This window comes from Streptomyces sp. NPDC048441 (assembly GCF_043200235.1).
GTDB lineage: Bacteria > Actinomycetota > Actinomycetes > Streptomycetales > Streptomycetaceae > Streptomyces.
In genome coordinates this window covers 475,410-496,111 of record NZ_JBICXM010000001.1, presented here as the reverse complement: position 1 = coordinate 496,111, position 20,702 = coordinate 475,410, and the positions used below count along the sequence as shown (strand labels likewise).

General features: G+C 70.5%; 20 protein-coding genes and 2 tRNA genes. 6 read left to right on the top strand and 16 right to left on the bottom strand.

Translation table 11 applies throughout. From position 1 onward, the window contains the following. Positions 1 to 382 precede the first annotated feature (382 nt). Both ACGFSB_RS02185 and ACGFSB_RS02180 read left to right on the top strand, forming a co-directional pair. The gene (locus ACGFSB_RS02185; protein WP_393392702.1) at positions 383 to 1,546 is read left to right on the top strand and encodes a cytochrome b/b6 domain-containing protein; all 1,164 of its coding nucleotides are present in this window, start codon (positions 383 to 385) and stop codon (positions 1,544 to 1,546) included. Further along, positions 1,543 to 3,138: an NADH-ubiquinone oxidoreductase-F iron-sulfur binding region domain-containing protein gene (locus ACGFSB_RS02180; protein ID WP_393392699.1), complete on the top strand. Its 1,596-nt coding sequence runs from the start codon at positions 1,543 to 1,545 to the stop codon at positions 3,136 to 3,138. The genes ACGFSB_RS02185 and ACGFSB_RS02180 overlap by 4 nt, the downstream gene beginning before the upstream one ends. 60 nt (positions 3,139 to 3,198) lie before the next feature. On the opposite strand, the gene ACGFSB_RS02175 is transcribed toward ACGFSB_RS02180, so the two are convergent. Beyond that, positions 3,199 to 3,271: transfer RNA gene (locus ACGFSB_RS02175), tRNA-Ala, on the bottom strand. Between the two features lie 111 nt (positions 3,272 to 3,382). Between ACGFSB_RS02175 and ACGFSB_RS02170 the strand changes: the two genes are divergently transcribed. Next, positions 3,383 to 4,630, top strand: a complete 1,248-nt coding sequence (locus ACGFSB_RS02170) for a glycosyltransferase 87 family protein (protein WP_393392696.1) — start codon at positions 3,383 to 3,385, stop codon at positions 4,628 to 4,630. On the opposite strand, the gene ACGFSB_RS02165 is transcribed toward ACGFSB_RS02170, so the two are convergent. The 3 genes from ACGFSB_RS02165 to ACGFSB_RS02155 form a co-directional block, all read right to left on the bottom strand. Further along, positions 4,599 to 4,832, bottom strand: a complete 234-nt coding sequence (locus ACGFSB_RS02165) for a hypothetical protein (RefSeq protein ID WP_393392693.1) — start codon at positions 4,830 to 4,832, stop codon at positions 4,599 to 4,601. The genes ACGFSB_RS02170 and ACGFSB_RS02165 overlap by 32 nt on opposite strands. A gap of 3 nt (positions 4,833 to 4,835) precedes the next feature. After that, positions 4,836 to 5,027 (bottom strand): hypothetical protein, encoded by a 192-nt coding sequence (locus ACGFSB_RS02160; protein WP_393392690.1) that lies wholly within the window; start codon positions 5,025 to 5,027, stop codon positions 4,836 to 4,838. A gap of 86 nt (positions 5,028 to 5,113) precedes the next feature. Beyond that, a complete protein-coding gene (locus ACGFSB_RS02155) occupies positions 5,114 to 6,586 on the bottom strand; it encodes an MFS transporter (protein ID WP_393392688.1) in 1,473 nt (490 codons plus the stop codon). Between the two features lie 94 nt (positions 6,587 to 6,680). On the opposite strand from ACGFSB_RS02155, the gene ACGFSB_RS02150 reads away from it, so the two are divergent. After that, on the top strand, positions 6,681 to 7,592 hold the full coding sequence (locus tag ACGFSB_RS02150) for a helix-turn-helix transcriptional regulator (protein WP_393392685.1): 912 nt from the start codon (positions 6,681 to 6,683) through the stop codon (positions 7,590 to 7,592). On the opposite strand, the gene ACGFSB_RS02145 is transcribed toward ACGFSB_RS02150, so the two are convergent. The 7 genes from ACGFSB_RS02145 to ACGFSB_RS02115 form a co-directional block, all read right to left on the bottom strand. Next, positions 7,584 to 7,656, bottom strand: a tRNA-Ala gene (locus tag ACGFSB_RS02145). The two genes, ACGFSB_RS02150 and ACGFSB_RS02145, sit on opposite strands and share 9 nt — an antisense overlap. Positions 7,657 to 7,784: 128 nt before the next feature. Then, the gene (locus ACGFSB_RS02140) at positions 7,785 to 8,426 is read right to left on the bottom strand and encodes a histidine phosphatase family protein (protein ID WP_393392682.1); all 642 of its coding nucleotides are present in this window, start codon (positions 8,424 to 8,426) and stop codon (positions 7,785 to 7,787) included. Beyond that, positions 8,423 to 8,869 (bottom strand): ribosome silencing factor, encoded by a 447-nt coding sequence (rsfS, locus tag ACGFSB_RS02135; RefSeq protein WP_393392680.1) that lies wholly within the window; start codon positions 8,867 to 8,869, stop codon positions 8,423 to 8,425. The genes ACGFSB_RS02140 and rsfS overlap by 4 nt, the downstream gene beginning before the upstream one ends. Positions 8,870 to 9,004: 135 nt before the next feature. After that, positions 9,005 to 10,708, bottom strand: coding sequence for an LCP family protein (locus ACGFSB_RS02130; protein ID WP_393392676.1), 1,704 nt, complete (start codon positions 10,706 to 10,708; stop codon positions 9,005 to 9,007). Positions 10,709 to 10,724: 16 nt separating this feature from the next. Then, positions 10,725 to 11,363: a nicotinate-nucleotide adenylyltransferase gene (nadD, locus tag ACGFSB_RS02125; protein ID WP_393392673.1), complete on the bottom strand. Its 639-nt coding sequence runs from the start codon at positions 11,361 to 11,363 to the stop codon at positions 10,725 to 10,727. A 63-nt stretch (positions 11,364 to 11,426) separates the two neighbouring features. Next, on the bottom strand, positions 11,427 to 11,588 hold the full coding sequence (locus tag ACGFSB_RS02120; protein WP_383317296.1) for a hypothetical protein: 162 nt from the start codon (positions 11,586 to 11,588) through the stop codon (positions 11,427 to 11,429). Between the two features lie 84 nt (positions 11,589 to 11,672). Beyond that, on the bottom strand, positions 11,673 to 11,942 hold the full coding sequence (locus ACGFSB_RS02115) for a hypothetical protein (protein WP_393393865.1): 270 nt from the start codon (positions 11,940 to 11,942) through the stop codon (positions 11,673 to 11,675). Between the two features lie 98 nt (positions 11,943 to 12,040). On the opposite strand from ACGFSB_RS02115, the gene ACGFSB_RS02110 reads away from it, so the two are divergent. Then, positions 12,041 to 13,150, top strand: a complete 1,110-nt coding sequence (locus ACGFSB_RS02110) for a M48 family metallopeptidase (RefSeq protein ID WP_393392670.1) — start codon at positions 12,041 to 12,043, stop codon at positions 13,148 to 13,150. Between the two features lie 13 nt (positions 13,151 to 13,163). Here ACGFSB_RS02110 and ACGFSB_RS02105 read toward each other — a convergent pair whose 3' ends face one another. From ACGFSB_RS02105 to proB, 5 genes are all read right to left on the bottom strand, one after another. Then, positions 13,164 to 14,246: a hypothetical protein gene (locus tag ACGFSB_RS02105; RefSeq protein ID WP_393392668.1), complete on the bottom strand. Its 1,083-nt coding sequence runs from the start codon at positions 14,244 to 14,246 to the stop codon at positions 13,164 to 13,166. Between the two features lie 66 nt (positions 14,247 to 14,312). Then, positions 14,313 to 14,891 carry a hypothetical protein gene (locus tag ACGFSB_RS02100; protein ID WP_393392665.1) on the bottom strand — a complete coding sequence of 193 codons (579 nt, stop codon included), beginning with the start codon at positions 14,889 to 14,891 and terminating at the stop codon, positions 14,313 to 14,315. Positions 14,892 to 14,951: 60 nt separating this feature from the next. Then, on the bottom strand, positions 14,952 to 16,253 hold the full coding sequence (locus ACGFSB_RS02095; protein WP_393392662.1) for a glutamate-5-semialdehyde dehydrogenase: 1,302 nt from the start codon (positions 16,251 to 16,253) through the stop codon (positions 14,952 to 14,954). A 117-nt stretch (positions 16,254 to 16,370) separates the two neighbouring features. Next, complete coding sequence (locus ACGFSB_RS02090) at positions 16,371 to 16,862, bottom strand: hypothetical protein (RefSeq protein WP_393392659.1); 492 nt, start codon at positions 16,860 to 16,862, stop codon at positions 16,371 to 16,373. Between the two features lie 257 nt (positions 16,863 to 17,119). Beyond that, the gene (gene proB, locus ACGFSB_RS02085) at positions 17,120 to 18,253 is read right to left on the bottom strand and encodes a glutamate 5-kinase (protein WP_393392656.1); all 1,134 of its coding nucleotides are present in this window, start codon (positions 18,251 to 18,253) and stop codon (positions 17,120 to 17,122) included. A gap of 255 nt (positions 18,254 to 18,508) precedes the next feature. Here proB and ACGFSB_RS02080 point away from each other — a divergent pair, with 255 nt between their 5' ends. Then, complete coding sequence (locus ACGFSB_RS02080; protein ID WP_393392654.1) at positions 18,509 to 20,599, top strand: hypothetical protein; 2,091 nt, start codon at positions 18,509 to 18,511, stop codon at positions 20,597 to 20,599. Positions 20,600 to 20,702: the final 103 nt, after the last annotated feature.

The following is a 20,702-nucleotide window of genomic DNA, read 5'->3' as shown; positions in this document are numbered from 1 at the left end:
GCGGAAATGACCGTCCCGGCCAAATGAAAAATCCCCTCACACAGGAGGGGACGCCGCGCCGATGCCGACCGCGATTTTCCGGCGGTCGGGACTGATCAGCGCGGCCCGCTAAGCAGAAGGCGTACGGCACGCATGGCGTCAGGGTACCGCAGCGCTCGCGCGGCCCGCGACGAGGTTCCGCCGGGCCGCTCCACGGCGGCCCGTGGTCCACCGGAGGCCCGGAACCCGACCTTTGGCCAAGGGTTACTCCGCGTACCGACCACTATCGGGGCAACACCAAGATCGTGTCGCGCTTTTATAACAACGCAATAACTCAAACCTCGTACTCACTGGTATGCGGCCACTTAACATGCGGCGATCGAGCCATTTCGGAGTCGCCCCCATGAACCCTCTGAACCCTCATCGCAAGAGCCGCGCGGGCCGCACACGTCGCACGAGCCGCGCAAGCCGTTCGCTCCCCGCGTTCCCCGAACCGAGCAGAACGACCCGCGGGGTCCTGGCCACGGCCGCACTGCTCCTCATACCCCTGCTCGTCATCGTCGGAAGTGACGCCTTCCGCGCCGCACTCGACTTCACCACCGGAGTCCTGTCCCTGGTCTCCCTCACCGCCGCCGTCGTGTGGGGCCTGGTCGCCACGGACCGCCTCTTCCTGCACTCCCGTCAGCGACTGCTCGCCCAAGCCGTGCACCGGGCCACCGCGGTCGCCTCCATCGGCTTCCTGCTGCTGCACGTCACCGTCAAACTCGCGCTCGACCATGTGTCGCCGGTCGGCGCCCTCATCCCCTTCGGGCTCGGCTTCTCGGGCAGCGACGGGCTCATCGGCCTCGGTTCGCTCGCCGGGCTCCTCATGGTGGTCACGGGCATCACCGGAGCCCTGCGCAGCGCCTTCGCGTCGCCGGCCCAGGTCGCGTCGCGCTGGCGTGCGCTGCACATGCTCGCCTACCCCGCCTGGTGTTCGGCGCTGATCCACGGCCTGTACGCGGGACGCGCGCCCAAGCCGTGGGTGATCGCCCTGTACTGCCTCTGCCTGATCTCCGTCGCGGGAGCGGTCGCCCTGCGCGCGTCCCCGCTCCCGGTCAAGCGGAAGGTGGCCGCCCGGATCCTGGCCGTACTCGAACCGGAGACCAGAGCGCGCAACAGGGAGCCCGTCCGCCGGGACACCGCTGAATCGCCGCTCCCCGGCACGGCCGCCGCTCCCGGCCGTGCCCCCGAACCCGAGTCCGGCCCGCCCCCGGTGGTCGGCATCGCGGCGGCCTACCGCGTGCTCGCCTCCACCAACCAGCCCACGGAGGTCATCCCCCGCACCGACCCGCCGCCGCCACGCTGGCCGGCCCCGTCGCCGCCTCCCCCGGCCGAGGCCCCCCGAATCCCGTACGACACCTCGTACGACACGGCGTACGACTCCGGAGACACCCCCTACCGCTCCTACGACTCCCCGTACGAAGCCCCGTACGACAGCGGCCCCGCCACCGAGCCGCTGCCCCACACCTTCCAGGCGCCGAGCTCGGGCGAGCCCTGGAACGCCGCCACCGGAGGCCCCAAGTGAACGCGTCGCTGCCCGATGTCCCCGAGGTCCGCGTCGTCGGGCTTCCGCTCCTGACCTCGGGCTTCGACCTGGTCGAGCGCCTCGACCTCGCGATGCACCTCAAGGTGCACGGGCCGCTCGAACCCATGGCGGGCGAGTCCCTGGCCACCCTCTCCGAGGACATCGCACTGCGCGGCAGGGGCGGCGCGGGCTTCCCCTTCGCCAAGAAGCTGCGGTCGGTCGCCGACGCGGCGATACGTCGCGGAGTGCGCCCCGTGGTCGTCGTCAACGGAAGCGAGGACGAACCCGCCTGCCGCAAGGACACCGTCCTGATCAACCGCGCACCGCACCTCATCCTCGACGGCGCCCTCCTTGCCGCCGAGGCCCTGGGTGCCCGCACGCTCGTCGTGGGCGTGACCCGCGACTCGACCGAGTCCTCGATGCTCTCGGCGCTCGCCGAGCGCGGCCTCACCAACCGGCGCGGATCGAGCATCCGCGCGCGCGTGCAGCGCAATCCGGTGCGCATGGTGACCGGCGAGTCCTCGGCCCTGGTCCGCTCGGCGGACGGCGGCCCGCCGATGCCTCCGGGGCGCAAGGTCCGCACCTCCGACTCCGGAGTGGGCGGTGCGCCCACGCTGCTGTCCAACGCGGAGACCTTCGCCCAGCTAGCGGTCGCCGCCCGGATCGGCGCCGACCGCTACTGCCGCACCGGCCTGCGGGAAGAGCCGGGCACAGTGCTGCTCACCGTCTCCGGAGCCGTCGCGCGGCCCATGGTGGTCGAGGTCCCCACCGGAGTACCCCTGCGGTACGTCCTACAGCTGGCCGGTGCCCCGCCGCTCCCCCAGGGCGTCCTGACGGGCGGCTATCACGGCAAGTGGCTCGACGCGATGACCGCCCATGACGCGGTCGTCTCACGCGCCTCCCTGGAGGCCTGCGGGGGCGCGCTCGGCGCGGGCGCGATCCTGCCGATCGGGCCCGGCACCTGCCCGCTCGGGGAGTCGCTGCACGTGGCGAACTGGCTGGCAGGCGAGAGCGCGGGACAGTGCGGCCCCTGCTACCTGGGACTCCCCGCCGCCGCCCGCGGCCTCGCGGACGTCCTGAACGGCGGCGGACCCACCGCCCTGGAGGCGCTGCGTGAGGTCACACGGGCCGTGAAGCGACGCGGCGCCTGCAAACACCCGGACGGCACCGCGGCCTTCATCGACTCCACGATCTCGGCGTTCACGGACGACCTCGCCGCGCACGTGCTCGGCGGCGGCTGCGGCCGCCCCGTGGAGGGCGTCCTGCCACTCCAGGAAGACGTCCCGCAAGGAGAGGCCCCGAGCGGTCGCAGGCTCGCCGTCGACTGGACCCTCTGCCAGGGGCACGGCCTGTGCGCGGACATCGTCCCCGAGCTGATCCAGCTGGGCCCCGACGGCTTCCCCGGCGTAGCGGAAGCGTCCGTACCGCGGTACTCCGAAGCGCGTGCCGAACGTGCCGTACGCCGCTGTCCCGCACTCGCGCTGCGCATCGAGGAGGACCCGTCCGTGCCCTCGCCGCGCACGGCACTGCCGCTCGCGCTGCCACCGGGCCGTGGCCGTGGCCGCAGGGCACTCGGCAGCGGGCGCTCATAGCCCACAAGGAGACACACGAAAGCGGGCCACCCGATCCGGGTGGCCCGCTCTCATCTGCTGTGGAGCTAAGGAGAATTGAACTCCTGACCTCCTGCATGCCATGCAGGCGCTCTACCAACTGAGCTATAGCCCCTTGTTTGTCCGCCCGGTTCCCCCGGCGACTCCGCAAACATTACACGGTCCTCCCCGTGCTCCACCAAATCGTTTCCGGTCTGTACTGATACGGCCGGTACTGTCAGCCTTCGTGACCGTGATCGCGCTTGCCGGCGCCCGCCGCCGCGTGCCCTTCGCCGCCGGGGTCTGCCTGCTCTCCTTCACGGCTTTCTGGCTCGCGCAGCGCGCTGCGGACGTGTCGATGATCGACTTGATGGTCTACCGCGCCGAGGGCGAGACCGTACGCGCGGGCGGCGACCTCTACGCGCTGCGTACCACCGAGGCCCATCTGCCCACCACCTACCCGCCGTTCGCCGCGCTCCTGTTCACCCCGCTGACGCTCCTGGACACGGCGGACATGCGCACGCTCGCGACCGTCGGGAACCTGGCCCTCCTGGTGACGTTCACGCACCTCGCCCTCCGCCTCGTCGGGCCCGTCCCGAGCACCGGGCACGCGCGCGTGGAGACCGCCCTGTGGGTATCCGCGCTCGCCGTCTGGGCGGAGCCTGTGTGGACGACCCTGCGCTACGGCCAGATCAATCTGCTGCTCGCCGCCCTGGTCCTGTGGGACCTGTCACGGCGCCCCGGCCACCGCTGGGCGGGGGTGGGCATCGGCGTCGCGGCGGCGATCAAGCTCACGCCCGCGCTCTTCGCGGTGTTCCTGCTGCTCTGCGGTGCCGCGGAGGCGGCACGGCACGGGCAGTGGCGGGAACCCGTACGGCGCGCGAGCGTGGCGGCCGTCACGTTCGTCGGCGCGACGCTGCTCGCGGCCGCCGTCCTGCCGTACGACTCCCGGCGCTTCTGGACCCGGATGGTGTTCGAGGCGGGCCGGGTCGGGTTCGCCGAGGACACCGCGAACCAGTCGCTGCGCGGGGTGCTCGCACGGCTTCTGCACACCGCGGAACCGGGCCTCTGGTGGGTGGTGGCCGCAGCCGCGGCCGGTGTGCTCGGCCTCGCGGTCTCGGTGGCCGCCGCACTGCGCGGGGAGCGCGCCCTGGCAGCGGTGGCCTGCGCGGTGACGGCGCTCCTGGTCAGCCCGGTGTCGTGGTCGCACCACTGGGTGTGGTGCGTACCGATGGGGCTGCTCATGTGGACGGACGCGGCGCACCGGGGCGGCCGGGCCCGGTGGGCGGCCACCGCGGCCGTGGTCCTGGTCTTCTGTTCCTACGCCCTGTGGTGGGTTCCGCACGGCGTGGGACGGCTTGAACTCGGCCAGAATTATGGCGAGATGACGCTGTCCGCTCTCTACGTAGGGACCGCTTTCGCGTTCCTGCTGCAAGGAATCGGCCGTCGGACCCGCCGGCGGATCAAGCCGTGGCGAACGTGTAGAAGCGCTTGAGCGTGCAGTGCTCGTCGAGCAGCCGACCATAGATCGGCTCCCCTTCGAGCTCGCGGTACGTCTCGATGGGGTCGCCTTTTATGATCAGCGCCCGCGCGCATTCCTCGCACCAGTACTGGTAGTCCTGGTTGACGGGTTCCATGTCGCGGACGATCGGCGTACCACTGCCGCACCAGTCGCACTTCCGCCTGTGTGCACCCATCGATCAGCTCCAGCTGCGGCCGCAGGCCGTGCACACGTACGAGACACCGCCGTTGTCGCCGAGCACTTGGGCGACATGGGACGAACCGCAGGACGGACAGGTCAGGTGGGCGATCGCCGCGAAGGGAGTGGCGGCGCGGCACGGCGCGGCCACTTCGATGAGGCCACTGGCCCCATCGGGGATGCTCGCAGGCATCGCTCTCCCTCCCGTCGGGTCACGATCGGTGGTCTGGTGCGGTCCCCCTCCGGCTGTCCGATTCTGCCACGGCCCGAGCGACCCGGTCAGCGACGCAGTCGTACCAGTCCGGACACGGCACCCAGCGCGGCCACCCCGGCCAGTGCGTATGCACACACAAGAAGCGCGTCCGCCGATGAATACGCCCCCGGAGCCCCTTGTGACTCAAGCCGGTTGAGGAAGAGTGCGCCAAAACACGCCACGCCGATCAGCTGGCCGAGCTGAGCGACCGTCGAGAGCAGGCCACTGGCGTCCGCCGCGTCCTCGGGCCGCACCGTGGAGAGCGCCCGGGTGAGCGTCGGGCTGAACCCGAGGGCGAGGCCCGCGCCGATGCCCACGAAGGCCGCATACAGCCACAGTCCGCCCTCCCCGCCCTCCCGAAGCAGCAGGCCCACCGTGACCGCCGACACCGCGGTGAGCGCGAACCCGCCAGGAATCAGTGCCCGTTGGGCCACCACGGGCCAGCGGCGCCAGGTGAGGCCGACCGCCCCGAAGACCACCGCGGTCGGCGCGAACGTGAGACCGGCACGCAGCGCGCTGTAGGCGAGGCCACCCTGGAGGTGCAGCGTGAGCACGAACAGGAAGCCCGCGTTGACGGACATCACGGCGGCGATCCGGAAGACCGCGAGGCCCATGCCGGGAATGCGCAGGACCCGCGGCGAGATCAGCGGCGCCCCGCCGCTCCGGGCGAGCCGGGACTCGTACGCGCAGAAGAGCACGAAGAGGACCGCCGCCGCGCTCATCGAGACCCACGACCACAGCGGCCAGTCCTCCTCCTGCCCGAGCACCAGCGGCACGGTGAGCAGCGAGACGGCGGCGCCGAGCAGCACCAGGCCCGGCAGATCGAGACCACGCGCCCGCTCCCCCGGCTCCCGGGAGACGTCACGCGGCAGCACCCGCCGCGCCACCACCAGGAGCACGACACCCACCGGCACGTTCACCAGGAACACCGGCCGCCACCCCGTACCGAACAGATCGGCGCTGACCAGGACTCCGCCGAGCACCTGCCCCGCGGCGGCCCCGATGGCGAGCACGGCCGAGTACGCGCCGAGCGCCTTCGTCCGTGCCTCGCCCGTGAAGTTGCGCTGGATCAGGCTGAGCACCTGCGGGATGAGAAGCGCCGAGCCCGCGCCCTGCAACAGCCGGAAGGCGATCAACTCGCCCGTGCCCTGGCTGAGTCCGCAGGCGAGTGAGGCGGCGGTGAAGACCGCGAGCCCCACGAGGTAGACACGGCGGTGGCCGAGGCGTTCGCCGAGCCGGGCGCCGGTGATCAGGAGCACGGCGTACGCGATGGTGTATCCGGCGATCACCAGCTGCAACCCGGCGCCCGACGCGCCCAGTTCAGTGCGGATGGTGGGCGCGGCGACATTGACGATGAAGGCGTCGAGCAGCGCCATGAACTGAGCGGCGATGACGACCGCGAGCAGTCGGCCACGGCGATTGTCAGTGCCAGGGGCTTTACTGAGTACGGGACTTGAATCAGCGGGGTCGGCTGCGGTGGTCGGGGTGGTCGATGTCATGGGACCGAGCCTGACGGCGACGGGGTACGGGTAACGAGAGCCCGCTGATGCTGGTACTGGCAGCACCTGGCAAGGCCCGGGGAGTGGACCGACGATGGGGGACGTGACGACGATGGGAACGACTCAGCGACGAAGGCCGGAGCTTGCCACGTTCCTGCGCGGCCGCAGAGCACGGGTGACACCGGCCGACGTGGGTATGCCGCCGGGCCTCCGCCGCCGCACGCCGGGGCTGCGCCGCGAGGAGGTCGCGCAGCTCTCCGGAGTCGGCGTCACCTGGTACACATGGCTGGAGCAGGGCCGCCCGATCAACGCCTCCTCGCAGGTCCTGGACGCCGTGGCGCGCACGCTGCGTCTGGACCAGCCGGAGCGCGAGCATCTGTACCACCTGGCCGACGTTCCGTACTCCCCGGACCGCGAGAGCCCGTCCCCGGAGGCCGTAGGACCGGAGATCCAGGGCATCATCGACGCCCTCGACCCGCATCCCGCGGTGGTCTACAACGCGCGGTACGACATCCTCGCCACCAACCCCGCCTATCGAGATCTGTTCTTCGTCCCCCAGATAGCGACGCTCGGCGTTCCCAACGTGCTGTGGACTCTGTTCATCGTGCCCGACCCCGTCTGCCCGCTGGTCTTCCGCGACGAGGAGCTGCCCGTGATGGTGGCGACGCTGCGCAGTTCGTACGGACGGCATGTGGGCGAGCCCGCCTGGGAGGAGTTCATACGCGGCCTGTCCGCCGCGAGCGCGCACTTCGCGGAGCTGTGGGAGAGCGGCGTCGTGTCGGAGCCGGGACCACGCGTGAAGACGTTCCGGCACGCGGCGGTCGGTGAGCTGCGGATGACGTCGGTCTCGCTGTCCATCAACGGGATGCCGGAGTGCCGGATCGTCACGTACACACCGGACGACGAGGTGAGCCGCCTGCGGGCGGCCGAGCTCCGCGAGCTCAGGCCGCCGGAAACGGAAGGATCCCGCCCTCTGATGAGGACGGGATCCGGATTGTGGAGCTAAGGAGAATTGAACTCCTGACCTCCTGCATGCCATGCAGGCGCTCTACCAACTGAGCTATAGCCCCGCGTGTTCGTCCCGCTCGGCGGGCGAACAAGAAGAACTTTAGCCTGCGACAAGCCGGAATGTGAAATCCGGGTGACGGGCCCTCTCAGGCCCTCCCACCAGCGGCTCTCACGTCCGCCCTGCCCAGGGCTAATCGTCGTCGCCGAGCACCGGCTCCGGCAGTGTGCCCGCATTGTGCTCGAGCAGGCGCCAGCCCCGCGCACCCTGGCCGAGCGCCGACCAGCAGCAGTTCGAGAGCCCGCCGAGGCCCTCCCAGTGGAGGGAGTCGAGGCCGAGGAGGCGGCCGATGGTGGTGCGGATCGTGCCGCCGTGGCTGACCACCACGAGCGTGCCGTTCTCCGGCAGCTTCTCGGCATGGCTCAGGACGATCGGGGCGGCCCGGTCGGCGACCTCGGTCTCGAGTTCGCCACCACCGCGGCGCACCGATTCACCGCGCTTCCACGCGGCGTACTGGTCGCCGAAGCGCGTGATGATCTCGTCGTGCGTCAGGCCCTGCCACTCACCGGCGTAGGTCTCCTGGAGACCCTGCTCGTGCGTGACGTCGAGGCCGGTGATGCCGGCGAGCTCGGCCGCCGTGGCCGCCGCCCGCTTCAGGTCGGAGGCCACGATGGCATCCGGCTTCAGCGAGGCGAGCAGCCGGGCGGCGCGCCTGGCCTGCGAGACACCGGTGTCGGTCAGCTCGATGTCCGTGGAGCCCTGGAAGCGGCGCTCCAGGTTCCACGCCGTCTGGCCGTGCCGCCACAGGATGATCCGGCAGCCGCGGTTGATCACCGCAGCTCACCGTCCAGATCGGCGGCCTCCTCCGCGGCGCGCTGCTCGGCGTGCTCGGCGGCCTTGCCGCGGGTCGCCACGGCGTCCGAGGGGAGGTCGATCTCGGGGCAGTCCTTCCACAGGCGCTCGAGGGCGTAGAAGACACGCTCCTCGCTGTGCTGGACGTGCACCACGATGTCGATGTAGTCCAGGAGGACCCAGCGGGCTTCGCGGTCGCCCTCGCGGCGCACCGGCTTGACGCCGAGCTCCTTGCTGAGCCGCTCCTCGATCTCGTCGACGATCGACTTGACCTGGCGGTCGTTGGGCGCGGACGCGAGCAGGAAGGCGTCGGTGATCGACAGCACGTCACTGACGTCGTACGCGATGATGTCGTGCGCGAGCTTGTCGGCCGCCGACTGTGCGGCGGCCTTGATGAGCTCGATGGAGCGGTCCGTGGCGGTCACTAGTGCGCTTTCCTTCAGGTGGTCAAGACACACCAAGGGTCTCACGGACCGCCGACACCACCCCCGACGATGTCCCGATCACCCTGTCGACTGCGTCACCCCGGCCGGAACGCGCCCGGCCGGGGTCCGGTGATGTCAGCCCGCCTTGTAGTCCTGGCCGAGGATCACCGACACATCCGCGTTGGGTGCGGTCTTGCCCTTGCGGACCGCGCTCGGCGGCAGACCGAGGGTCTTGGCGACCTCGGTGGCCTGCGCCTTCTTGCCCGCGTCGGCGTACGTGACCTGCGACGCGGCCTGGGCCACCGAGCCCGCGCCGCTGTCGACGAAGGTGTAGCCGCCGTTGACCAGCGAGATCCGCGCGTTCTGCCCGGCGCCCTTGGTCCCGGACGCGTTCTTGACGCCGACCCGTACGGCCGCGTCCTTCCCCGGCGGCTTGACCGCGCCGCCCAGGACATCCTTGACGACGCTCGCGCCGGCCTTCTCCGACAGCGTTCCGTCCTGCCGCACCGGGAGCAGCTCCGTGGAGTAGTCGCCGCCCTTCGCCCGGTCGGCGAGCTTCGCGAGGAAGGCGCCGAGGTCCTTCTCCTTGAGGGACGGGTCCAGGATCTGGGCGAGGGACTGGACGGTCGTCGTCGCGCCCTGCGGGTCGGACGACAGCTTCCGCAGGACGCCCTGCATGACCTGCCCGAACCGCTTGAGCTGCGCGGTCTCGGACTCGCCGGACGCGCGATAGGTGGCGTACGCGACGGCCATCTGGCCGCTGAGGGTCTGCTGCTCGCCCTTCTTGACGAGGGGCGCCTGGCCCTTCTTGGCCTTGGGGTCCGGCACGTCGGCGTCCGTGTCGATGTCGATGTTGCCGACCAGCTCGACGAGGTTGTTCAAGTACGGGGTGTCGAGCCGCCACGTGCCCTCGACCTGGGTGCCGAGCAGCGTGTCGACGGCCTCGCGGGTGCCGGTCGAACCGTCGTCGTCGACCGACTTGCCGAGCGTCGTCCCGGCGCCGTCGTCGTCCGTCACGGCCAGGGAATTGGGCAGCAGGACGGTGGTGCCCCGCTTGGTGGTGGTGTTGTTCACCAGGAGCGCCGTGGAGGTGCCGCCCCCCTTGGTGTTGTGCAGGTGGACGACGATCACGTCGCGGTTCTGCGGTCCGGCCGCCGCGGCGGCGTCGCCGGACGCGTCGTCCGACAGGCCTGGCAGCTTGCCCGCGTACCAGAGGTAGCCGACGCCGCCCGCGATCACGAGCGCGAACACCACGACGAGCGCGACGACCCGGGAACGCCCGCGCCGCTTGGCCTCCTCGCGCCGCTCGGTACGGCTCTCGGTGAACTTCAGCCAGTCGATGACGTCTTCGGACTCTTCGTCCGGCTCCTCGATGAAGGAGAACTGCTGGGTCTCGTACGCGGGATCGCGGTGCTCCGGCTCAGGCTCACGCTGGGGCTGAGGCTGGGGCTGGGGCTGGGGCTGAGGCTGGGGCTCGGGTTCCGGATCCGGCTGCCGCGACTGCTGCGGGATCCAGCCGGTCTGCGTCTGCTGGGGGGCCTGCTGCTGGCCGTACGTGCCGCCGTAAGAACCAGAGTCGTACGGCGGGACAGGAGGCTGCTGCCCCGTCGCGTACGGGTCGTAGCCATAACCCTGCGGCTGCTGCTGGTGCTGGTGCTGGTGCTGCGGAGGCTGCGACTGCTGCTGAGCGCCGTACGGGTCGTACGAAGTCGAAGGCTGCACCTGCTGGTACACCGGCTGCCCATACTCGTCGTACCCGACGATCTGGTACTGATCAGCCGCGTACTCGCCCGCATACGGGTCGCCGCCCGCATACGGGTCGTACTGTCGGTCGTTCACCGGTGCCCCTCTCGGCTCAATCGCCGCGGTACAGCTCGCGCTTGTCGATATAACGCACCACACCGTCCGGCACCAGATACCAGACGGGGTCGCCCTTGGCGACCCGCGCACGGCAGTCCGTGGACGAGATGGCGAGGGCCGGGACCTCCACGAGCGAGACCCCGCCCGCCGGCAGGCCCGGGTCGGTCAGCGTATGACCGGGCCGGGTGACCCCGATGAAGTGCGCAAGGGAGAAAAGCTCTTCGGTATAGCGCCAGGTGAGGATCTGGCCGAGGGCATCGGCGCCCGTGATGAAGAAAAGGTCCGTGTCGGGATTGAGCGTGCGCAGATCGCGCAGCGTGTCCGTCGTGTAGGTCGGTCCGCCGCGGTCGATGTCGATGCGGCTCACCGAGAACTGTGGGTTCTCGGCCGTCGCGATGACCGTCATCAGATAGCGGTCCTCGGCCGGGGACACCACCTTGTCGCTCTTCTGCCACGGCTGCCCGGTCGGCACGAACACCACCTCGTCGAGGTGGAACTGCGCGGCGACCTCCTGGGCCGCCACCAGGTGTCCGTGGTGGATCGGATCAAACGTTCCGCCCATGACTCCGAGGCGGCGCTTGCCCTTGCTCACCGGGCCGGCACCGGGGCCGGTAGGCATGTCCTGCTCTCCCATGCGTGCAGACCCTACCGGCCCGGTCGACGGGCTCTGTTTCAGCGGTCCGTTCCGTGAGACCGCTCAGCGGTCCCGGTTGAAGCGCGTGGTGATCCACAGGAGCAGCAGCAGCGCGACGAACGCACCACCACCGGTGAGGAGAGGACTGAGGCTTTCGTGCTCGCCGCCGTGCTCACCCTCGGAGGCGAGAGTGACCAGCTGGGCGGCTGTGCTGTGGAGGCTCATCGTCGGCAGGACCTATCCGGAGGTGGGCGGGACAAAGACTTCGGAGCCATCGTATGCGGGGGCACCGGCCGGGCTCACGCCGACTCAGCTGTCGCGGCCCACGCGATCGCCGTCGCGGCTCTCGGCGGAGCCCTCGGCGGAACTCGCACCAGGCTTCGCACCCTCGCCCGCGTCCGGAGCCGTACCCGCGTCCGCGCCCTGTCGGTACCCCCTCAGCAGGAGCCACCCCACCAGGACGCAACCGACGACCATGACGATCAGCACGATACGGAGCAGATTGCCCGCCCCCTGCTCCTTGGCGGCGTGCGTGGCCGCCTCCGTGACCCAGTGGTGGGCTGCGGCGCTGTACTCCATGACGGCGACTCCAATCGCTGTGCTGCCCTGTCACGGTATCTCCGCCTAGGCTGGGCCCCACCTCGGGGGCATGACTGGACGAGCATGGGGGATGGGGCATGACCGACGACAACGACCACGGCCGGCAGGACGGCGGCCAGGAGAACGGCGGCCACGAGAACGTGCCGAGCAGGCAGCGCAGGCGCTTTCCCGGCATCTCCTCACGGGCGTACGAGCACCCGGCGGACCGTTCGGCCCTGGTGGCCCTGCGCAAGCTCAGCGGCTTCGACACCGTCTTCAAGGCACTCAGCGGGCTGCTCCCCGAGCGGAGCCTGCGGCTCCTGTTCCTCTCGGACTCCGTACGGGTCTCCGAGGCGCAGTTCGCGCATCTCAACACCATGCTGCGGGACGCCTGTTACATCCTGGACCTGGAGAAGGTCCCGCCGATGTACGTGAACCAGGACCCGAACCCGAACGCGATGTGCATCGGCCTCGACGAGCCGATCATCGTGGTGACCACGGGCCTCGTCGAGCTGCTCGACGAGGAGGAGATGCGCGCGGTCGTCGGCCACGAGGTGGGCCACGCCCTCTCCGGCCACTCGGTGTACCGCACGATATTGCTCTTCCTGACGAACCTCGCGCTCAAGGTCGCCTGGATCCCGCTCGGGAACGTGGCGATCATGGCGATCGTGACCGCCCTGCGCGAGTGGTTCCGCAAGTCCGAGCTGTCCGCGGACCGCGCGGGGCTCCTGGTGGGCCAGGACATCGAGGCGTCGATGCGCGGCCTGATGAAGATCGCGGGCGGCAATCATCTGCACGAGATGAACGTGGACGCGTTCCTCGAGCAGGCCAAGGAGTACGAGGCCGGGGGCGACCTGCGCGACTCGGTCCTGAAGATCCTCAACGTACTGCCGCGCACGCACCCCTTCACCACGGTGCGCGCCGCCGAGCTGAAGAAGTGGGCCGAGACCCGCGAGTACCAGCGGATCATGGACGGGCACTACCCCCGCCGCGACGAGGACAAGGACACCTCGGTGTCGGACTCCTTCCGCCAGTCCGCTTCCAGCTACGCGGACAACGTACGCAACAGCAAGGACCCGCTGATGAAGCTGGTCAACGACATCGCGGGCGGCGCGGGCGACCTGGGCGGCAAGCTGCGCGGGAAGTTCACAGGCGGGCAGCAGGACGACGGCCGGAACGACGACCCGCCTTCCTCCGAAGCGAAGTAGCCCTCGGACAGCCTCAGAGCGAAGGCTGGGCGGTGGCGGACAGTGATCCGCACAGCGCCGTGGCGTCACCCGTCGCGTACGGGTCGGTGCCCGCGGGGCCGCCCGCCTTCGCCTTCTGCCCGGCGAGCAGCGGCCGCAGCTGGTTCGCGGCGTCGGCGGAGCAGGCGAGCGGACCCGCCTGCGTGTACGAGACGAGCAGCTCGGCCTGGTGCATCCGCAGGTCGTCGCGGTCGAAGCGGAACTGCAGCTCGCGGCGGACGGTGAAGAGCGAGGCCTTGGCGTGCCCGTCCTTGGCGTCCACGCCGACCGGACGCAGCGCGTAGACGAAGGTGTGGTCCGATGTCACCTCGATGGTGTTCTTGTCCGTCTCGGTGGCGTGCAGCGTGCCCTGGACCCGGATTCCGGTCGATGCGAGGGCCGTCTTCGTCGGGTCGAAGCGGATGAGCCAGCCGGTGGGCGCGTGCCGCCCGTCCGCCGCCGGGTGCGCGAAGCTCTCGTCGAACTGGTCGAGCTGCCGCGGGTCGAGCAGGATCCGCGCGGACCGCACGGCGCCGCCGGTGAGCACGTCCGGGTCGAGGGAGGACTCGACCAGGTAGTCCTTGGCGGTGGTCAGGGCGGTCATGATCTGGCCGTCCGAGAAGTGCGAAGTGCGCCGCGCGGAGGGCATGTTGATGCCTTCCGCGCCGACCCGGAACTGCGCGGCCGGGCTGTGCGCGTACAGATCGTCCACCTTCTCGGCGCCGGGCACGGAACCCGGCGGGGAGAGCGGTATGACGGTCATCCGCAGCGGCTCGGGGGGCGGCGCGGCCGGGGCCTCGTACGGATGGCGTACACCCATGTAGATGGCGGTGCCGAAGGCAATGGCGATCAGCAGGACGAGGATCATGGCCTGCTTGGAGAAGTTCTTGCGGGCCATCGCGGGGCGGCGGCGCACCGCGTGGGTGTGATCATCCAGGCGCTCCTGCGCGGAGTACTCCTGGAGCCGTGCGGCGCGGACGAACGATTCGTCGAAGACGACGGATCGGTACTCGTCCTCGCCACCGGCGGGGGCACCCTCGGGTGGCGTCCCCTCGGGTGGTTCTTCTGGCCCGCCCATACCTTCAGGGTAGGTCTCCGGGCGGTCAGGTAAACGCCCTGGTACACGACAAGTTCTGACAACTTCCTACGGGGTGCGCGGCGTCGCGGACACCGGCGGCGGGCCGTACTCCGCGGAGGCGGACGGCTCCGTGGACACGGGCGGCGGTATCCGGTCCTGGCGGCCCGACGAGGCTCCGCGATAGACCGCGGTGAAGGCGAGCGCGACCATGCCTATGCCCATCAGGACGGCGAGCATCCAGGCGACGGGGCGGTGCCAGCGGTTGTGGCTGCCGTAGCCGCTCTGCCGGCCGTACCCCTCGTCGCTGAACTCGCGGTCGTACACGTCGTCGAGGTCGGGGTCGTGGCCGAACTCGCCGCCGTCTTCGGGGCCGAAGCCGTCTTCGTAGAGATCGTCCTCGGACGATTCACCGCCCGGACCGCGGGTGCGGGCCCGGCGGGCCTCGGCGTCCGAGGCCTCGGCGCGCGCCTGGGCGGCGGCCAGCAGCCGCTCCACCGCGGTGGGTTCATGAACCTTGGCGGACCGGACGAAGTCCTCGTCGAAGACCACGGAGGCGAACTCCTCGTCCGCGCCCCCGCGGTCACGGTCGTCGTCGGGCTCCCAGCCGTCAGGAAACGACGGCGTGCCCCCCACGTCCTCCGGCACGTCTCCAGCGTAGACCCGGAAGGGGCAATCTGGGCAGACGGTACGAGAATTCAGCGGGACTCAGCGGGTGTGGCCGTCCCCGGTGACGATGTACTTCGTCGACGTCAGCTCGGGGAGCCCCATGGGGCCGCGGGCGTGCAGCTTCTGCGTGGAGATGCCGATCTCGGCGCCGAAGCCGAACTGGCTGCCGTCCGTGAAACGCGTGGAGGCGTTCACGGCGACCGTCGTGGAGTCCACGAGCTGCGTGAAGCGGCGCGCGGCCTGCTGCGATGTAGTGACGATCGCCTCGGTGTGCCCGGAGGTCCACAGGCGGATGTGCTCGACCGCCTGCTCCAGGGAGTCGACGATGCCCGCCGCGATGTCGTACGACAGGTACTCGGTCTCCCAGTCCTCCGTGGTCGCGGGCACGACGGTGGCCTTCGACCCGTCGGCATAGGCGATGACGCGCTCGTCGGCGTGCACGGTGACCCCTGCCTCGGCAAGCGCGTCCAGGGCGCGCGGCAGGAAGGCGTCGGCGATGTCCGCGTGCACCAGGAGCGTCTCGGCGGCGTTGCAGACGCTGGGGCGCTGGGCCTTGGAGTTGATGAGGATGTCGACGGCCATGTCGAGGTCGGCCTGCGCGTCCACGTAGACGTGGCAGTTGCCGGTGCCGGTCTCGATGACCGGGACGGTGGACTCCTCGACGACGGTCTTGATCAGCGAGGCGCCGCCGCGCGGGATGAGGACGTCGACAAGTCCGCGGGCGCGCATCAGCTCGCGCACGGAGTCGCGGTTCTCGCCCGGGACGAGCTGAACGGCGTCGGCGGGCAGGCCCGCTCCGTGGACGGCGTCGCGAAGCACGCGGATGAGCGCCGTGTTCGATTCGTACGCCGATGACGAGCCCCGCAGGAGCACGGCGTTGCCGGACTTCAAGCAGAGGGCGGCCGCGTCCACGGTGACGTTCGGGCGGGCTTCGTAGATGATCCCGACCACGCCGAGCGGGACGCGGACCTGGCGCAGGTCGATGCCGTTCGGCAGGGTCGAGCCGCGGACGACCTCGCCGACGGGGTCGGGCAGGGCCGCCACGTCACGCACGTCGGCGGCGATGGCGCGGACCCGCTCCGGGGTGAGCGTCAAACGGTCGACGACGGACTCGCTGGTCCCGGCCTCGCGGGCGCGGGCGGTGTCCTTGCCGTTGGCCTCGATGATCTCGGCAGTACGCACCTCGAGAGCGTCGGCGATCGCCAGGAGCGCGTCGTCCTTGACGCCCCGCGGCAGTGGCGCGAGCGTCGCGGCGGCTCCGCGGGCGCGGTAGGCGGCCTGGGCGACGGGCGAGAGGTTGTCGTACGGCAAGCCCGAGAACGAGGGGGTGAGGGACGTCATGTCCGCAGCGTAATGCGGAGCGGCCGTGGTCCACCCGCTGTTTCAGCAGCCGAGACCACCGTGCTCACGACGGCTCACGACGGCTCACGGAGCAGAACGTCCGGCCGGGCACACGGCTCAAAAAGGGTGCACGCCCACCGGGGTCGCCGGCAGTGGGCCGTACCCCTCCGCGATCCGCTGGTGGTAGGTGTCGCGGTCGATGACTTCGAGCCCCACGATCTCCCACGGCGGGAGCTGCGCGCTCTGCCGGTGCTCGCCCCAGAGCCTGAGCGCGACCGCGGCCGCGTCGTGCAGGTCGCGGGCCTCTTCCCAGTACCGGATCTCCGCATGGTCGGGCGCATACCTGCTGGTCAGCAGAAAGGGGTGGTCGTGGGCGAGCTGTTCGAGGCCTCGCCTGACCTCCTTCAGCGGGGCTTCGGCGCCGGAGACGCTCAGCGTGACGTGCCACAGACGGGGCGCCTCCACCGTCTCGCCCTCCTGGCTCTCCTGGCTCAGGTCCGTCTCGCCCGCCGCCCGCGTGGCACCCGTGTACGTCGCCCCTGCGGCGACGCTCGTCAGGGACCGCTCAGCCGGCGCGCGGGACGCCGCTCCTGGGCGCACTCGTCTCACGACGGCCTCCTCTACGCAATAGGGGTGCGGATACGCAATGGTCGTGCGGAAGTGTCTGGAACAAAGTTGAGCAGGCCAAGCGCCCCCGCGGGGCGGTTTTGGGGAGTTTCACCTCGCAGAGGCCGGTCGGCGCACGGCGTTCGCGCCTGTTTTCGGCCGGGGGACGGCTGCGGCGCGGCTGGGACTTCTGTGACTCCTGATGCGGCGGAACCAGGGAAGAAGAGGGAAGAAGCAGGGAAAACGAGGCCTGTGGGGTCCTAGGGATGCAGCAGGACCAGGTCGTCGCGGTGCACGACTTCCCGCTCGTACGCCGGTCCGAGCTCCCGCGCGAGCTCCCGCGTGGAACGACCGAGGAGCTGCGGGAGCTCCTTGGCGTCGAAGTTCACCAGACCACGCGCGACGGCACGCCCCGCGGTGTCCCGCAGCTCGACCGGGTCGCCCGCGGTGAAGTCGCCGTCGACGGCCGCGATCCCGGCGGGCAGGAGCGATTTGCGGCCCTCGACGACCGCGCGCACCGCACCGTCGTCGAGCGTGAGGGCGCCCTGCGGCTCGGAGGCGTGCTGGAGCCAGAGGAGCCGGTCGCCGGAGCGGCGGCCCGTGCGGTGGAAGTACGTTCCCGTGTCACGGCCCGCGAGGGCGTCGCCGGCCTGGCTCGCGGAGGTCAGGACGACCGGGATACCGGCGGCGGCGGCGATCCGCGCGGCCTCGACCTTGGTGACCATGCCGCCGGTGCCGACGCCCGCCTTGCCCGCGCTGCCGATCTGGACGTGCGCTATGTCGGCGGGCCCCGTCACCTCGGAGAGCCGGGAGGTGCCGGGCTTGGCCGGGTCGCCGTCGTAGAGGCCGTCCACGTCGGAGAGCAGGACCAGGAGGTCCGCGCGGACCAGGTGGGCGACCAGGGCGGCGAGCCGGTCGTTGTCGCCGAAGCGGATCTCGTCCGTGGCCACGGTGTCGTTCTCGTTCACGACGGGCAGCGCGCCCATGGCGAGGAGCTGATCGAGGGTGCGGGACGCGTTGCGGTGGTGGGCGCGGCGCGCCATGTCGTCGGAGGTGAGGAGCACCTGCCCCGCGCGTACGCCGTAACGGGCGAAGGAAGCCGTGTAGCGGGCCATCAGAAGCCCCTGGCCGACACTGGCGGCCGCCTGCTGCCTCGCGAGGTCCTCGGGCCTCCTGCGCAGGCCCAGCGGCGAGAGCCCGGCGGCGATGGCACCGGAGGAGACGAGCACGATCTCGCGCTCGCCACCGCTGCGGCTCTTGGCGAGTACGTCGACGAGCGCGTCAACACGGTCGGCGTCCAGACCCCCCGACGCGGTGGTCAGGGACGAGGACCCGACCTTGACGACAACCCTGTGGGCGTCATGGACGCCCTGCCTAGCCCCAGTCACGTACATCCCCAGTTGATCCCAATGCCTCTTGGACCTGCAATCTACGCGAATACGCAGGTGAGGCGCCCCGGTATTCCGAGGGGCGGACCCCCGGGCCTCGAGGGGAATCCCGGCCCTCAGGTTCAGTACCTTTGCCCCTTTATCCGGTGATTGTCGTCACGGAAGATTGCTACAGAGCCGCCGCACGTCATACGGTCAGTGGTCGCCTTGCTCGACATCCCCCGTCCGATCCCCCCGACCCCCCGCCAGGAGCCCAAGCCCGTGCCCTCTGCCGGACTCGCCCCCCGCCGCATCGTGCAGCTCTCCGCGCTGTTCGCGATGTTCGCGCTCTTCACGGCCCAGCTCGTCAGCGCGCTGGTCCCGTACGTACCGGTGTTCATCGCCGCGTCTGCGGCGAACCTCGCGCTCGACGTCTACCTGCAGTACAAACAGCCGGGCCTGCTGTCCCTCCTTGGCAAGATCCGCTTCGATGTCACGGTCAGGCAGCTCCTGCGCGACATGCTGATCCTGGTCGGCCTGCTGCGCATCGACGGCATCGAGCCGCTCGCCGAGCAGTCGCCGCTGACGATCGCGCTGCTCGCCTTCTACTTCCTGCACTTCGGCTGCCAGGCCACCGCCATACTGGTGCGCCGCACCCGCACGCTGCCGATCGTCACGCGCAACATCGACACGTCGGCGCTGCACCTGACCGCGGCCCCGCCGCGGATCCTCTCGCGCCGCCAGGCCCACCGCCTGCTGACGTTCTCGATCCCCACCACGGCGGGCCTGGTGGTCACCGCGGGCACCACCGACGCGTACTGGGGCGGCATCGGCCTCGGCATCTCCATCGCCCTGATGGGCTTCGGGGCGATCTACCTCGCCACCTGGCTGCTTCCTAAGAAGCGGGCGAAGAACGACCAGAAGGTCATGGAGTGGCTCGACGAGTGGCTGGCCGACTACCAGCCCTCCGTCGCGATGTACTTCTCGGGCGGCTCCACGTCCGCGTACCAGGCGAACATGTGGCTCTCCACGCTCTCCGCGCTCGACGGCAAGCCGCTGATCGTGCTGCGCGAGCGGTTCATGGTGCAGAAGATCGACGCGACCGACGTCCCGATCATCTGCTTCCCGAAGGTCGCGACGATGTTCTCCCTGGAGACCTCGACGCTGAAGATGATGCTGCACCCGGCGAACGCCGCGAAGACCTCGCAGGTCCTGCGCATCCCCACGATCAAGCACGCCTTCATCAACCACGGCGAGAGCGACAAGCTGTCCTCGTGCAACCCGTACGCGAAGGCGTACGACGAGGTGTGGGTGGCGGGCCCCGCCGCGCGCGACCGCTACCAAGCCGCTGACGTCGGCGTCGAGGACAAGGACGTGGTCGAGGTCGGCCGCCCCCAGCTGTCCCCGATCCTGCCGTCCACCGGCGCCCCCACAGGTACCTACACGACCGTCCTGTACGCCCCCACCTGGGAGGGCTGGGACGGCAACCCGGGCAATACGTCGGTGACCCTCGCGGGCGAGAACATCGTCCGGCACCTCCTCGCCGACAACGGCGTACGGCTCGTCTACAAGCCGCACCCGATGACCGGCTCGCAGGACCCGCGCGCGGGCGCCGCCAACGAGCGCATCAAGGCCATGATCCGCGACGCCGCCGCCAAGCGTTCCGGCGCCCGTCCCGGCCCGGAGGCCGCGGCCGAACTGACGCGCCGCACCGCCGAGTTGGACAAGCTGACCTCCACCGCGTTCCGCACGAGCGTGGACGAGATGGAGCGGATGATGCTCCAGGGCACGCCCGACGGCGACCAGCAGGCGGCGATCGCCGAGGCGATCACGGCGTGGCAGGCGGCCTACTGGGCGTCGTTCCCCGAGTGGGAGCACCAGATCATCACCACCGCGCGCCCCGCGATCTTCTCCTGCTTCAACCAGGCGGACCTGCTGATCAGCGATGTCTCCTCGGTGGTCTCGGACTGGCTGAGCAGCGAGAAGCCGTACGCCGTCGCCAACACGTCAGGCATGTCCGAGGCGGACTTCCGCGCGGGCTTCCCGACGGTGAGCGCGGCGGCGATCCTCTCCCCCGACGCCGAGGGCATCCCGGCCCTCCTGGAGTCCGTCCGCTCCCCGGAGGAGGACGCCCACGCCGAGGCCCGCGCGGCCCTCAAGGAGCACCTCCTCGGCCCCTCGGACCCGCCCTCCCTGGTCCGCTTCAACGAGGCGGTCCTCGCGCTGTCGGCCAAGGCCGACGAACGCCGCTTCCGCATGGCCACCCGCATCGACGCGGAGATCCCCGGCCAGCGGGCCGCGGAGGACGCGGCGGAGGAGATGGAGTCCGACGCCAGCGAGCAGAACGGCGCGGAAGACTCCGTCACGGCGTAGGCGTCTTCGGTACGTATGGGAAGGGCCCCGGAGCTTCTGGCTCCGGGGCCCTTCCCATGTCTCGTACCTGACCGCGGGTGCGTCGTGGCTTGTCGCGCAGTTC

Coding starts and splice junctions, on each gene's coding strand:
- ACGFSB_RS02185 (WP_393392702.1), top strand. CDS start 383: ATGAACCCTCTGAACCCTCATCGCAAGAGCCGCGCGGGCCGCACACGT.
- ACGFSB_RS02165 (WP_393392693.1), bottom strand. CDS start 4,832: ATGGGTGCACACAGGCGGAAGTGCGACTGGTGCGGCAGTGGTACGCCG.
- ACGFSB_RS02160 (WP_393392690.1), bottom strand. CDS start 5,027: ATGCCTGCGAGCATCCCCGATGGGGCCAGTGGCCTCATCGAAGTGGCC.
- ACGFSB_RS02155 (WP_393392688.1), bottom strand. CDS start 6,586: ATGACATCGACCACCCCGACCACCGCAGCCGACCCCGCTGATTCAAGT.
- ACGFSB_RS02150 (WP_393392685.1), top strand. CDS start 6,681: ATGGGGGACGTGACGACGATGGGAACGACTCAGCGACGAAGGCCGGAG.
- nadD (WP_393392673.1), bottom strand. CDS start 11,363: ATGGGAGAGCAGGACATGCCTACCGGCCCCGGTGCCGGCCCGGTGAGC.
- ACGFSB_RS02120 (WP_383317296.1), bottom strand. CDS start 11,588: ATGAGCCTCCACAGCACAGCCGCCCAGCTGGTCACTCTCGCCTCCGAG.
- ACGFSB_RS02115 (WP_393393865.1), bottom strand. CDS start 11,942: ATGGAGTACAGCGCCGCAGCCCACCACTGGGTCACGGAGGCGGCCACG.
- ACGFSB_RS02110 (WP_393392670.1), top strand. CDS start 12,041: ATGACCGACGACAACGACCACGGCCGGCAGGACGGCGGCCAGGAGAAC.
- ACGFSB_RS02105 (WP_393392668.1), bottom strand. CDS start 14,246: ATGGGCGGGCCAGAAGAACCACCCGAGGGGACGCCACCCGAGGGTGCC.
- ACGFSB_RS02095 (WP_393392662.1), bottom strand. CDS start 16,253: ATGACGTCCCTCACCCCCTCGTTCTCGGGCTTGCCGTACGACAACCTC.
- proB (WP_393392656.1), bottom strand. CDS start 18,253: ATGTACGTGACTGGGGCTAGGCAGGGCGTCCATGACGCCCACAGGGTT.